Here is a 12659-nt window from a genome sequence, read left to right on the forward strand (position 1 = left end):
ACATGCGCAGTGCGAACAACCCGGACGACGGCCGCGACCGCCAGTCGCCGCCCGGCACCTACCCGACGACTGTCTACCGGCTCACCGTTCCGGCCACCGACGACGGCCTATGCGCCGCGCTCAACCTGGGCTACCTGCGGCGGCACGGCTTCGAGCCCACCCCGCACCGGGTCCTCGACGCACCGGCGCTGCTGGTGCACGGCAGCGCGCCCCGCGACCGGGCCGAGTGGTGCGGCGTCCTGTCCGGCCTGGTCGGGGCGGACGTGACCATCGGCTACAGCAGCGGCGGCGGCGCCCTGCTGCTGGCGGTGGACGACCGGGCATACGCCCTGACCTTCGGCACCCTGGGCCGGTTCATGATCGAGCCGGAGAAGGTGGACCCGACGTTCGGCGTCTCCTTCGCCGTGCGGACGCTTCAGCCCGCTGACATCCGCCAGGTTCGCCGCCGGGTGGTGGGTGCCAGCGGCCGGGTGGACCGCAGCATGGTTCCGGGTGGCCAGCCCATCTGGAGGTACGGCATCGACAAGTGGGGAGAGATCGTCGGCCAGGTGTGCGGCCGCGTCAACAACCCGAACCTGACCGCGTGCCAGGGTGCGCGCGCTGCGGTGAGGGTCGAAGGCAGCGACGCGCTGCGCATCCCTCTCGGCGTCTCCCCCGAGCGGCTGCTCGCCGATCTGCGGGAGATCGACCGGGTGTGCCGGCAGGAGTCGCCGCTCGCCGACCTGGAGTTCATCGAGCAGATCCGGCCTCTGCGCTCCAACGACCCCCGGCAAGCGGCGCTGACCGAGGTTCTCGACCGGCGGCTGGGCCTGCCCGACCCTCCGGATCTCGGCGTGGCGGTGCCGGGCAGCCTGGTGGCCGACGTCGAGCACGTCGGTTCGTACCGGGTTCGCGTGCCCCGGTCCGGGCGACGCCCGATCCTGACCACGGACCTGGACCTGTCGACCGTCCTGTCGCACACCGTCCACGCCCTCGACGGTGACCGGTGGACCGGGCTGCGCAATGGCACGCTGACGCTCTACGCCGACGCCGCCGGTACCGAGGAGATGGCATCGACGCCGGTGTCCCGGTGGATCACCGCCGAGGTCGCCGTCGGCGGCAGCCACATGCTGCTGCACGAGGGGCAGTGGTACGAGATCGGCGACCGCCACCGCGAGTTCCTGCGCCAGGAGGTGACCCGCATCCTGAACCGGCCGGCCAGCGTCGTGTTGCCGCCGTGGACAGAGGAGCTGGCGAACGAGGACTGCTACAACCGCGAGGCCGCCGAGAAGCACCCGGGCCTGGTGCTGCTGGACAAGAAGCTCCTCCGCACCGGGCAGCACCCGCATGGCATCGAGGCCTGCGACCTGCTCGGACCGAACGGTGAGCTGATCCACGTCAAGCGGGCGTCGGGCAGCTCGCCGCTCAGTCACCTCTTCGCGCTGGGTATCACGTCGTTCGACGCGTTGCGCTACGACAAGCAGGCGCGTAACCGATTCCGCGACCTGGTGCGCGCGCAGCCGGGCGGGCCGGACCTGCCCGAGGACTTCCGCCCGCGCACCGTGGTCTACGCCATCGCCCTGAGTGCCGGCCGCACCGTCACCGCGGAATCGCTGTTCACGTTCGCGCAGGTCGCGCTCTACCAGGCGGTGAAGACGCTGCGCACGGAGGGCGTCGACGTCGAGGTCGTCGCCATCCCGTCCGCCTGACCGGCACCGCTTCCGGATCCGACCGCCCGGCGCACCGCGCGCCCGCCGGGCCGGTCACCCCTGTCTGCCGCCGCGCCATCGACCACCCAGGAGGAACGATGCGACCCGACGAGTTCCGCCACGCCCTGAGCCTGCTCCCCGCTGCCCTGCACGAGCGCGCGCTTCCGCTTCGCCGGTGCGTCGTCCACATCGCCTGCCCGCCGTGTCGGCGCGTCGGCGACGCGGTCACGCTCGCGCTCGCCGCGGCTCACTACGGCCGGCTCGCCTCGGCCGGGCAACTCCTCGACAACGCCGTCCGGCTCGCCGAGGAACACGGCACCATCCGTCCCCCGCAACCCGATCCGTCACCCGGCCACGGCCTGCCCGTCCAGTGGACGGCGGTGCCCGCGCCGGTCGTCGCCAGGACTGGCGCCAGGCGGCGGCGCCGTACGGGTGGCATCGGGTACGCGACCGGACGGTGGACCCGCCGGGTCACCAGTCGCGGGCCCAGTCCGGCGGCGGTACGACGGCGAGCTGCGGCTCCCCGCTGATCGGTTCGAGCGCGTGCACGATCCGCAGGTCCCCGTCGGCGGCGGCGTCGGAGTCGGTCAGCACCCGGCCGCTGCTGCCGTCGGTGCTGACCAGCACCCACCGGTCGGGGTGGATGCCGCCGTCGTCGACGAGCGCCCATACGCCGAACTCGCGGGCGAGGGTGACCGCGAGATCACGCTCGCCGTGGTCGGTGGCGGCGGCCAGTTCGGTGTCGCCGGTGAGGATCCAGCCGAATCCCTCGTCCGCGTCGGGCGGCGTCAGCATCGCCACCGGGCGCGGATCGTCGACGGCGCGGTCCTCGACCCGACCGACGTACACGCTCTCCGGCGCGACGCCGTACTCCGTCAGCAGGAACCGGCGGAGGGCGTCCGCCGCCAGCTCGGCCTCGAAGTGGATCCAATATCGCACCCCTGCCCCTCTCCGAAGCCGAGCCCGATCCGCCACAGTGTCTTGCCTCGGCGCCCCGCCGGGGAGTTGGCTGTCGAGTATGGCCCGCATTGCGTACCACGACGCTGACGCCGAGGCGTTCGCCGCGACCCGGCACCTCACCGACGACGGTCTCACGGCCTGGCGGGCCGCCGTCGCCCGGCATCTCACCCCGCGCTCCGGGATGCGACTGCTCGACCTGGGTGCCGGGACGGGTAGCTGGGCACGCGCGTTCACCGACTGGTTTCCCGGCGTCGAGGTGGTCGCCGTCGAGCCGTCGGCGGCGATGCGCGCCCGCTGTGTGTTCGCGCCACTCGTCGCAGGCGACGCCGGGCACCTCCCTCTGGCCGGCGGCAGTGTCGACGGCGCCTGGCTGTCCACGGTCATCCACCACGTGCCCGACCTGGCCGCGACGGCACGCGAGCTGCGCCGGGTGCTGCGTCCCGGCGCCCCGGTGCTCATCCGGTCCGCGTTCGCCGGTAGGCACGAGGCGATCACGCTGTTCGACTACTTCCCGGAGGCGGTCCGCGTGCTGGACACGTACCCGAGCATCGCCGACGTCGGGGCCGCCTTCGCCGCCGCCGGCTTCGCCACCGCGGCGGTCGAGGCGGTCCCGCAGGTCACCGCACCCTCGCTGCGGGAGGTGGCGGCCGGCCTGCGCCGGGAGGCGCACACGCCGCTTCAGCTCATCACCGATGCGGAGTACGCCGCCGGCATCCAGCGGCTACGCGAGGCAGCAAGGACGGTCGACGGCCCGGTCGTCGACGCCCTCGATCTGCTCGTGCTGCGCTGAAACACGCGGTTAGGGTGGGGCGATGGATCATCGTCAGTGGACGGTCGTCGGCGCGCCGTCGAGCGCCGGCGCGCACACCCCGGGTGTCGAGCGCGCCCCGGCCGCCCTGCGCGCCGCCGGCCTGCTCGACCTGCTGCGCGACGGGGCGGACGTCGAGGACTGCGGTGACGTGCCGGGCTTCCGGTGGCGGCCCGATCCGGCGTACCCGAGGGGGCAGAACGCGGGCGCGGTGGCCGCCGTCGCGTCGGCGGTGGCCGACCGGGTCGCGGGCGCGCTGGGCCGGGGCCGCGTGCCGCTGGTGCTCGGCGGCGACTGCACCGTGACTGTCGGCCTGGTCGCCGGGTGCGCGCGGGCCGGGCTGTCGCCCGCGCTGGTGTACGTGGACGGCGGCCCGGATCTCTACACGCCGGTGACCCGCGCGAACGGCAACCTGGATGCGATGGGGCTGGCGCACATGCTGGGCCTGCCGGGAACGCTGCCCGAGGTGGCGGGCGTCGGGCCGGTGGTGCCGCTGCTGTCCCCGCAGCGGGTGGTGGTGTACGGGGATTCGCTGCCCCGGGGTGACCACGAGCGGGATCTGGTGGCGGAGCTGGGGCTGGCGTACGTGCCCGCCGATGAGGTGCACGCCGACGCGCGGGCGGCGGCGCGCCGGGCCCGGGCGGTGGCCGAGGACGCGGCCGACGGGTTCGTGGTGCACTTCGACGTGGACGTGCTGCGTTTCGTGGACGCGCCGCTGGCGGACGTGCCGGAGCCGTCCGGGCTGAGCCTGGACGAGGCGGCGGCGACGCTGACGGAGCTGGTGGCGAGCCCGCGGTTCGCCGGGTTGTCGGTCACCGAGATCAACCCGCACCATCTGCCGGACGACGAGCTGCTCCCCCGGTTCGCCGGCGTGCTGGCCGGGGCGCTGACCGAGGGCTAGGCGGTCTCCGCGAGGTGCAGCGGCAGCACCTTCGCCGCGCTCACCGCGAGGTCGCGGTCGAGCACCTCGGCGCGGGGTACGAAGACCATCGCCTGTCCCTCGCCGAGCACCACGTCCTCCTGGCGCGCGTCGGTGATGCCGCGGAAGACGTACACGGTGACGGTGTGCGGGAAGCCGTCCTCGTGCGGGCGGGGGCCGCTCCACAGCAGGTGCAGCTCCCCGGCGGTCAGGCCGGTCTCCTCCAGCAGCTCGCGGCGGGCCGCCTGCTCCGGTGTCTCGCCGGGTTCGATGCTGCCGCCGGGCAGGCTCCACTGGTACGGAGACACCGGCGCGTTGCCGTCGCGGTGCTGCATGAGGATCGCGCCGGTCCGGTCGACGAGCAGGACGAGGGCGACGTCGTATGCGGCCACTCCCCGAGCCTGCCACGCGGCACCGGCGACACGCAGCCCCCACTTTCCGCAGTATCGACCGAAAGTTCGATTCAGAGAGCCAGAAGCCATAGACATATCGACATGGCTTTTGTAGCGTCAGCGCACAGGCGACGAAGGAGTGCGACCATGTGCTACGGACATGACGGACACGCCGCGCTGCAACAGTCACTTGACCGGCGTGGCCTGCTGCGCGGCTCCCTGGCGGCGCTCGCCGGGATCGGGCTCGCCACCGGGCTCGGCGCGACGGCCGCCCAGGCCGGCGGCGGGCACCACCACGGCCGGCGCCCGGTGCCGAAGGAGATGATCAGCCTCCAGCTCTGGACGGTCCGCGACGCGCTCAACGGCTCCCCCGGCTACGACGCGACGCTGGCGCACCTGGCCCGCATCGGCTACCCCCGGGTGGAGCTGGCGCTCGGCTACTTCGGGCGTACCGCGCGGGAGTTGCGCCGCTTCCTGGACGGCATCGGCATCAAGGCCAGCTCCAGCCACGACGGCATCGCCGCCGACGCCGCCGCGCTGGACCAGAAGATCGCCGACGCCCGTACGCTGGGCCAGCGGTTCATGGTGGTGCCGTACCTGAACTCCGACCGCGAGGACGACTGGAAGCGCTGGGCGGAGCAGATGAACGTCGAGGCCGCCGCGGCGCGCAAGGCGGGTCTGCGGTACGGCTACCACAACCACGCGCACGAGTTCACCATCGACTTCGGCAACGGCCGGCGGCCGTGGGACGTGCTGACCGAGGAACTCGACCCGCGACTGGTGCACCTGGAGATCGACATCTACTGGGCGGTCACCGGCGGCATCACCTCCGGCGAGGGCGTCGCCGACCCGGAGGGCTTCACGCTCGACGTGATCCGCTCGGCGCCGCAGCGGGTCCTGCAGTACCACGTCAAGGACCGCGACCCGGCCACCGGCGACATGGCCGACCTGGGCACCGGGATGATCGACTTCGCGCGGATCTTCCGGGGGCACCAGGTGCTGGAGTACATCGTGGAGAACGACACGCCGGACGTGACGCCGCAACGGACCGCTGAGGTCGGCTACCGCTACCTGCGCCGCCTGCGGTTCTGACCCGCAGCGGGGCACGGACGGCCGCCGGGCGTGACACGCTCGGGGTGGCCGCGCCGACCGAGGGGGTACGCGATGACCGACGAGCCGGACGACGTCCACTACGACCGCCTCTACCGGGACACCGAACGGCCGCCGTGGGAGATCGGCGGCCCGCAGCCGGCGCTCGCCGCGGTCCTCGACACCGGGATACGCGGGCCGCGCGTGCTCGACGTCGGCTGCGGCACCGGGGAGTTGGCGCTCGCGCTGGCCCGCCGCGGCCTCGACGTGACAGGCGTCGACATCTCGCCGGTGGCGATCGGCCAGGCCCGGTCCAAGGCCGCCGCGGCGGGACTGCCGGCGCACTTCGAGGTGTGCGACGCCACCGCGATCCCGGTGCCGCCGGTGCCGTACGACTCGGTGTTCGACTCCGGGCTGCTGCACTCGCTGGACCGGCGGGGCGCCGCCGTACGCGACTACCTGGCGCTGCTGCCGCGCCTGACCGCGCCCGGCGGGGCGGTGTTCGTGCTGGCGGTGTCGCCGGAGGCGGGCCAGGGCTGGGGTCTGGACGCCGACGCCCTGCGCGCGGCGTTCCCGGAGCCGCTGTGGTCACACGTCACGGTGGAGCGGATCGACGTGCTGGCCCGGGTCGAGGGCGCGGACCTGCGGCTGGCCGGCAATCTGCTGCGCGCCACCCGCTCCCCCGTCGGTCCGTAGCGGGACTGGTCCGGCGGGCGGCGTCAGCGGCGCCAGTGCTGACGTGGGGCGTAGCCCTCGCGGCGCAGCCAGTGTTCGGTGTAGACGATCCGGTCGGCCTCGATCACGACGAGCGGGTCCGCGGGCGGCTCGGACAGCGAGCGGCCGCGCTCGGCGTGTTCGCTCTCCCAGCGGAACGCGGCCCAGTGGTGGGCCCGGTCCGGATGCTCCGGCCCGAGCACCCGGGCGGTGCCGAACACCTGCGCGCCGCGGCTGCTGGCCAGCCCGACCAGCGGCGCGAAGACGCCGACCGACACGCGCGGGTCGGCGGCGATGTTGCGCATCTTCGGCGAGCGCGGCGCGGCGGTGAACATCAGCGTGAAGCCCAGCGGGTAGTAGCGCACCGGCGTGGCCAGCGGGCCGTCCGGACCGACTGTGGCGAGCACGCACATGTTCTGCGACGACAGCAGGTTGAGGATGCGTTCGGCGAGGCGGTCCCGGTCCAGCTTCCTCGTCGGCGCCGGCCCGGTCAGCCAGGGGTTCGTCAGCGGCACGGGGCATCCTCGATCATGACGGCACCCTACCGGCCGGGTTCAGGCGCGGGCCGGCGCGGTGCTGGCCCGCAGCACCACCTCTGCGGGCAGGCGGGTGATCCGCCGGCGGCGGCCCGGGTTCTCGGTGAGCGCCAGCTCCATCGCCTTCTCGCCGAGCTGGCGCAGCGGCAGCGCCACTGTGGTCAGCGGTGGGGTGAGGTCGCGGACGATCGGGATGTCGTCGAAGCCCGCCACCGAGATGTCGCCGGGCACGGACAGCCCGTGGTCGCGCAGCGCCGCGTACGCGCCGACGGCCATCACGTCGGTGAGCGCGAACACGCAGGTGGCGTCGAGGCCACGGCCGAGCAGCTCGGTCATCGCCTGGTAGCCGCCGTCACGGGTGAACTCCGCCTCGGCCACCGCCGCCGGGGACAGCGTCACGCCGGCGGCGGCCAGCTCGTCGCGGAACCCGCCGAACCGGTCGGCGACGGTGGTGAGCTCGGACGGGCCGGAGAGCACGGCGAAACGGCGGTGCCCGAGGCCGAGCAGCGCGCGGGCCAGCGCGGCGGCCCCGGCCCGGTTCTCCGGCAGGACGCTGTCGACCTTCAGGTTGCGGTGCCGGCTGACCACGGCGACCCGGCCGCCGCCGTCGAGGTAGGGCGTCAGCTCGGCGGCCAGCGCGCGGTCCCAGCGCGGGTCCTCGAAGCCGGAGCCGATGAGCAGGATGGCCGGGGCGCGTTCGGCGCGCAGCATCGACACGTACGCGATCTCGCGTTCCGGGTCGCGGAACGTGCTGGCGAGCATGACCAGCAGGTCGTTGTCGGCGGCGACCCGCATCACGCCGCCGGCGACGGCGGCGAAGTAGGGGTCGGTGACGTCGTGGCAGATCACGCCGACGCTGCGGTGCGACGCGCCGGCCAGCGCGCGGGCGTGGGCGTTCGGGGTGTACGCGAGCCGCGCGGCGGCGGCCAGGACGCGGTCGTGCAGGTGCGGGGTGACCCGCCGCCCGTTGAGCGCCCGGGAGGCGGTGGCCAGTGAGACGTCGGCCGCTCTGGCCACGTCTTCCAGCGTCACGTGCGGCATCGATGAGTCTCCCTGCGGAACGTCTTGACCCGGTGTTCCGGCGTGGCTACGGTAGCACCCTGAAAGCGCTTACTGAAAGCGCATTCACCGCTGGGAGGGGCACAGTGGAGCGCACACCCGTCGGGATCATCCTCAACGGCGTCACCGGGCGGATGGGCTACCGGCAGCACCTCGTCCGGTCCCTGCTGACCATCCGCGACCAGGGCGGCGTGCCCGCGCGCGACGGCAGCCGGATCTGGCCCGAGCTGACGCTCGTGGGCCGCGACGCGGGCCGCCTGGCCGAGATCGCCGAGCGGCACGGGCTGTCGGCGTACACGACCGACCTGGACGCGGCGCTCGCCGACGACGCCCACCAGATCTACTTCGACGCCCAGGTGACCGCCGCGCGGGAGAAGGCGATCCGGGCGGCGATCGAGGCCGGCAAGCACGTCTACACCGAGAAGCCGCTCGCCGAGGACTTCCTCGCCTCGCTGGAGCTGGCCCGGCTCGCCGCCGCGAAGGGCGTCCGCAACGGTGTCGTACAGGACAAGCTGTTCCTGCCCGGCCTGCGCAAGCTCAAGCGGCTGGTCGACGGCGGTTTCTTCGGCCGGATCCTGTCGGTGCGCGGCGAGTTCGGCTACTGGGTGTTCGAAGGCGACTGGCAGGCCGCGCAGCGTCCGAGCTGGAACTACCGCGCCGAGGACGGCGGCGGCATCACGCTGGACATGTTCCCGCACTGGCACTACGTGCTGGAGCAGATCATCGCCCCAGTCACCGCGGTCACCGCCGTCACCGCCACGCACATCCCCGAGCGCGTCGACGAGAACGGCGGCCACTACCGCGCCACGGCCGACGACGCCGCGTACGGCATCTTCGAACTCGCCGGCGGCATCGTCGCGCAGATCAACTCCTCCTGGGCGGTGCGTGTGCACCGCGACGAGCTGGTCGAGTTCCAGGTCGACGGCACGCACGGCAGCGCTGTCGCCGGGCTGCGCGACTGCCGCATCCAGCACCGGGGCACCACCCCGATGCCGGTGTGGAACCCGGACCTGCCGGTCACCGAGCCGTTCCGCGCGCAGTGGCAGACAGTGCCGGACAACGGCGAGCACGACAACGCGTTCAAGGTGCAGTGGGAGGCGTTCCTGCGGCACGTCGTCGACGACGAGCCGTTCCCGTGGGACTTCCTGGCCGGCGCGCGCGGCGTGCAACTGGCCGAGGCCGGACTGCGCTCGGCCCGGGAGGGGCGGCGGGTGACGATCGAGGAGATCCCCCGGTGAGCACGCAGATCACGCTGCCGGCGCCGGACGGCGGCACCGAGCGGCTCACGCTGCGGGAACCGGCCGCCTGGCAGCGGCCGTCCGCGCAGCCGGCCAGCCGGATCGCGTACGCGGCGGCGCACGTCGTCGCCGACCCGTACGCCGACAACTCCCCCGGCCGCCCGGCGGGCCTGGACTGGGACGCGACGCTCGCGGTGCGGCGCGACCTGTGGTCCTGGGGGCTCGGTGTGGCCGAGGCGATGGACACCGCGCAGCGCGGGATGGGGCTGGACTGGACGGCCACCCGCGAGCTGATCCGGCGCAGCGCCGCCGAGGCCGCCTCCTGCGGCGGGCGGATCGTCGCTGGGGTGGGCACCGACCAGCTCACCGGCGTCCCGCGCACGCTCGACGAGGTCGTCGCCGCGTACGCCGAGCAGCTCGCGGTCGTGCAGGGGTACGGCGCCACGCCGGTGCTGATGGCCAGCCGGCACCTCGCCGCGCTCGCCACCGGCCCGGAGGACTACCTGCGCGTCTACGAGCGGGTGCTGCGGGAGGCCGGCGCGCCGGTGGTGCTGCACTGGCTCGGCGACATGTTCGACCCGGCGCTGTCCGGCTACTGGGGCTCGACCGACCTGGACGAGGCCGCCGCCACGTTCGCCGCGCTGGTGCACGCCCACGCCGACCTGGTCGACGGCGTGAAGGTGTCGCTGCTCGACGCCGGGCGGGAGGTGCGGCTGCGGGAACTGCTGCCGCCGACGGTGAAGGTATACACCGGCGACGACTACCACTACCCGGAGCTGATCGAGGGCGACGGGAAGCTGTTCAGCCACGCGCTGCTCGGCGCGTTCGCGGCGATCGCTCCGGCCGCGTCGGCCGCGCTGGCCCGGCTCGACGCGGACGACAGGGCCGGGTTCCGGGCGATCCTCGACCCGACGGTGCCGCTGTCCCGGCACCTGTTCGCCCCGCCGACGCCGTACTACAAGACCGGCATCGCGTTCCTGTCCTGGCTCAACGGCCGGCAGCCCGGCTTCACCATGGTCGGCGGCCTGCACGGCGGGCGCGGCGTCCCGCACCTGGTCGAGGCGTTCCGGCTGGCCGACGCCGCCGGGCTGCTGCTCGACCCCGAGCTGGCGGCACAGCGGATGCGCGCGTACCTGGACGTGGCGGGCGTGCCCGGATGAGCGCCGATCCCCGGCTGGCCCGGCTGTCGCTCAACCAGCGCACCACGCAACGCTGGTCGGTGGCGCAGGCGGTCGACGGCTGTGTGCGCGCCGGCATCCCGGCGATCGGGCTGTGGCGCGAGCAGGTGGCCGAGATCGGCGTACCGGCCGCGGCGCGGCTCGTCACCGACGCCGGGCTGCGGGTGTCGTCGCTGTGCCGGGGCGGTTTCCTCACCGCCGCCGACGACGCCGGACGGGCCGCGGCCCTCGCGGACAACCGGCGCGCGATCGACGAGGCCGCCGCGCTGCGCGCCGCCTGCCTGGTGCTCGTCGTCGGCGGGCTGCCGCCCGGCTCCCGTGACCTGGCGGGCGCCCGGCAGCGGGTCGCCGACGCGCTGGCCGAGCTGGCCCCGTACGCGGCTGCGCGCGGGGTACGCCTCGCGCTGGAGCCACTGCACCCGATGTACTGCGCCGACCGGGCCGTGCTGTCCACGCTCGGGCAGGCCCTCGATGTGGCCGAGGCGTTCCCGGCCGAGCAGGTCGGCGTCGTGGTGGACACGTTCCACGTCTGGTGGGATCCGGACGTGTGGCGGCAGATCGCCCGCGCCGGGACGCGGATCGCGAGTTTCCAGATCTGCGACTTCCTCACCCCGCTCCCGGCCGACGTGCTGCTGGGGCGCGGCATGATGGGCGACGGGCACATCGACTTCCCGCCGCTGCGCCGCGCGGTGGAGGCCGCCGGATACTCGGGCGACGTCGAGGTGGAGATCTTCAACGCCGAGGTGTGGGCCACCGACCCGGACCAGGTGCTCGCCACCATGACCGCCCGGTACGTGGATCTCGTGCTCACCGACTGACTCAGTGTCACGAGTCCGGCCTGTCGGATAAATCAGGTGGCCGGTCCCCCGGATCCGGGGGCAGGATCGGGATCATGGCATCCCCGCACCTCACCACTCCGATCACCTCCGACCTGCTGCGCGGCGCGCTCGACCTGGAACAGACCGCCGACGGGGTGCTGCCGCACCGGCTGCCCGCGTGGGCCCGGGCGCAGAACATCGACCCGCAGCTGACGACGGCGGAGGCGATGCCCTCGGGCGTACGGCTGGTGTTCCGCACCCGCGCCACCACCGTCGAGCTGGACGTGCTGCCGATGAAGATGGTCTACCGGGGCACCGGGCCGCGTCCCGACGGCCGCTACGACCTGGTCGTGGACGGCCGCCTCGCCGGTCAGGCCACCGCCGGTGGCGGCAAGGTGCTCACCATCGACCTGGCCACCGGCACGTCCGGCATCGAGCCGGGCCCGGTCGGCACGGTGCGCTTCACCGACCTGCCCGCCACCGACAAGGAGGTGGTGATCTGGCTGCCGCAGCGGGAGATCACCGAGCTGGTGGCGCTGCGCACGGATGCGCCGGTCGAGCCGGTCGACACGGGTGACCGCCGGGTGTGGCTGCACCACGGCAGCTCGATCAGCCACGGCTCGGACGCGGAGAGCCCCACCGGCACCTGGCCGGCGGTGGCCGCCACGCTGGCCGGCGTGGAGCTGGTCAACCTGGGGTTCAGCGGCAGCGCGCTGCTCGATCCGTTCACCGCCCGCGCGATGCGCGACACCCCGGCCGACCTGATCAGCGTCAAGATCGGCATCAACGTGGTGAACGCCGACCTGATGCGGCTGCGCGCGTTCGGCCCGGCCGTGCACGGCTTCCTGGACACCATCCGGGAGGGGCAACCGGACACGCCGCTGCTCGTCGTGTCGTCGATCCTGTGCCCGATCCAGGAGGACACGCCCGGCCCGGGCGCTGTCGAGTTCATCGACGGGAAGGTGCGGTTCCGGGCCACCGGCGACCCGGCCGAGGTGGCATCCGGCCGGCTCACGCTGCGCGTCATCCGCGCCGAGCTGGCCCGGATCGTGGCGTCCCGGGCCGGCGCGGACCCGAACCTGCACTACCTCGACGGGCTGGACCTGTACGGCGAGGCCGACTACGCCGAGCTGCCGCTGCCCGACGAGCTGCACCCCGACCCGGCCGCCGACCGCCGCATCGGCGAGCGGTTCGCCGCGCTGGCGTTCGGACCGAAGGGACCGTTCGCCGCCGCGCAGTGACGGACACCCGCCCACGGCG

14 protein-coding genes are annotated in these 12659 nt (G+C 73.8%); 9 read left to right on the plus strand and 5 right to left on the minus strand.

Features of this window, described 5'->3' with window-relative positions; all coding sequences use genetic code 11:
• The first annotated feature begins 2 nt into the window (after window positions 1-2).
• The gene (locus A8711_RS26955; RefSeq protein WP_069089740.1) at window positions 3-1688 is read left to right on the plus strand and encodes a DUF6119 family protein; all 1686 of its coding nucleotides are present in this window, start codon (window positions 3-5) and stop codon (window positions 1686-1688) included.
• Here the strand turns inward: A8711_RS26955 and A8711_RS32230 are convergent.
• Window positions 1619-2002 carry a hypothetical protein gene (locus tag A8711_RS32230; protein ID WP_124778931.1) on the minus strand — a complete coding sequence of 128 codons (384 nt, stop codon included), beginning with the start codon at window positions 2000-2002 and terminating at the stop codon, window positions 1619-1621. The genes A8711_RS26955 and A8711_RS32230 overlap by 70 nt on opposite strands.
• A gap of 157 nt (window positions 2003-2159) precedes the next feature.
• A complete protein-coding gene (locus A8711_RS26960) occupies window positions 2160-2627 on the minus strand; it encodes a hypothetical protein (protein ID WP_233607790.1) in 468 nt (155 codons plus the stop codon).
• Window positions 2628-2706: 79 nt separating this feature from the next.
• Here A8711_RS26960 and A8711_RS26965 point away from each other — a divergent pair, with 79 nt between their 5' ends.
• Both A8711_RS26965 and A8711_RS26970 read left to right on the plus strand, forming a co-directional pair.
• Window positions 2707-3438 (plus strand): class I SAM-dependent methyltransferase, encoded by a 732-nt coding sequence (locus A8711_RS26965; RefSeq protein ID WP_069089741.1) that lies wholly within the window; start codon window positions 2707-2709, stop codon window positions 3436-3438.
• 22 nt (window positions 3439-3460) lie between these two features.
• Entirely contained in the window at window positions 3461-4357 is an 897-nt protein-coding gene (locus A8711_RS26970; RefSeq protein ID WP_069089742.1) for an arginase family protein, read from the plus strand.
• On the opposite strand, the gene A8711_RS26975 is transcribed toward A8711_RS26970, so the two are convergent.
• Window positions 4354-4767 carry an NUDIX domain-containing protein gene (locus A8711_RS26975; RefSeq protein ID WP_069089743.1) on the minus strand — a complete coding sequence of 138 codons (414 nt, stop codon included), beginning with the start codon at window positions 4765-4767 and terminating at the stop codon, window positions 4354-4356. The two genes, A8711_RS26970 and A8711_RS26975, sit on opposite strands and share 4 nt — an antisense overlap.
• A 147-nt stretch (window positions 4768-4914) precedes the next feature.
• On the opposite strand from A8711_RS26975, the gene A8711_RS26980 reads away from it, so the two are divergent.
• A complete protein-coding gene (locus A8711_RS26980; protein ID WP_069089744.1) occupies window positions 4915-5859 on the plus strand; it encodes a sugar phosphate isomerase/epimerase in 945 nt (314 codons plus the stop codon).
• A gap of 72 nt (window positions 5860-5931) precedes the next feature.
• A complete protein-coding gene (locus tag A8711_RS26985) occupies window positions 5932-6552 on the plus strand; it encodes a bifunctional 2-polyprenyl-6-hydroxyphenol methylase/3-demethylubiquinol 3-O-methyltransferase UbiG (RefSeq protein WP_043324229.1) in 621 nt (206 codons plus the stop codon).
• Window positions 6553-6575: 23 nt separating this feature from the next.
• On the opposite strand, the gene A8711_RS26990 is transcribed toward A8711_RS26985, so the two are convergent.
• Entirely contained in the window at window positions 6576-7085 is a 510-nt protein-coding gene (locus A8711_RS26990; protein WP_069089745.1) for a pyridoxamine 5'-phosphate oxidase family protein, read from the minus strand.
• A 39-nt stretch (window positions 7086-7124) separates the two neighbouring features.
• A complete protein-coding gene (locus tag A8711_RS26995) occupies window positions 7125-8147 on the minus strand; it encodes a LacI family DNA-binding transcriptional regulator (RefSeq protein WP_064446046.1) in 1023 nt (340 codons plus the stop codon).
• A 104-nt stretch (window positions 8148-8251) separates the two neighbouring features.
• Between A8711_RS26995 and A8711_RS27000 the strand changes: the two genes are divergently transcribed.
• The 4 genes from A8711_RS27000 to A8711_RS27015 all read left to right on the plus strand — a co-directional run bounded on the left by A8711_RS27000 (window position 8252) and on the right by A8711_RS27015 (window position 12640).
• Window positions 8252-9403: a Gfo/Idh/MocA family protein gene (locus A8711_RS27000; RefSeq protein WP_069089746.1), complete on the plus strand. Its 1152-nt coding sequence runs from the start codon at window positions 8252-8254 to the stop codon at window positions 9401-9403.
• A complete protein-coding gene (locus tag A8711_RS27005; protein ID WP_069089747.1) occupies window positions 9400-10563 on the plus strand; it encodes a dihydrodipicolinate synthase family protein in 1164 nt (387 codons plus the stop codon). Before A8711_RS27000 ends, A8711_RS27005 begins: the two co-directional genes overlap by 4 nt.
• Window positions 10560-11399, plus strand: a complete 840-nt coding sequence (locus A8711_RS27010; RefSeq protein WP_069089748.1) for a sugar phosphate isomerase/epimerase — start codon at window positions 10560-10562, stop codon at window positions 11397-11399. The genes A8711_RS27005 and A8711_RS27010 overlap by 4 nt, the downstream gene beginning before the upstream one ends.
• Before the next feature lie 74 nt (window positions 11400-11473).
• Window positions 11474-12640: a GDSL-type esterase/lipase family protein gene (locus A8711_RS27015; RefSeq protein WP_069089749.1), complete on the plus strand. Its 1167-nt coding sequence runs from the start codon at window positions 11474-11476 to the stop codon at window positions 12638-12640.
• Window positions 12641-12659 lie beyond the last annotated feature (19 nt).

It is taken from the genome of Micromonospora sp. II (assembly GCF_001709195.1).
Taxonomy (GTDB): domain Bacteria; phylum Actinomycetota; class Actinomycetes; order Mycobacteriales; family Micromonosporaceae; genus Micromonospora; species Micromonospora chalcea.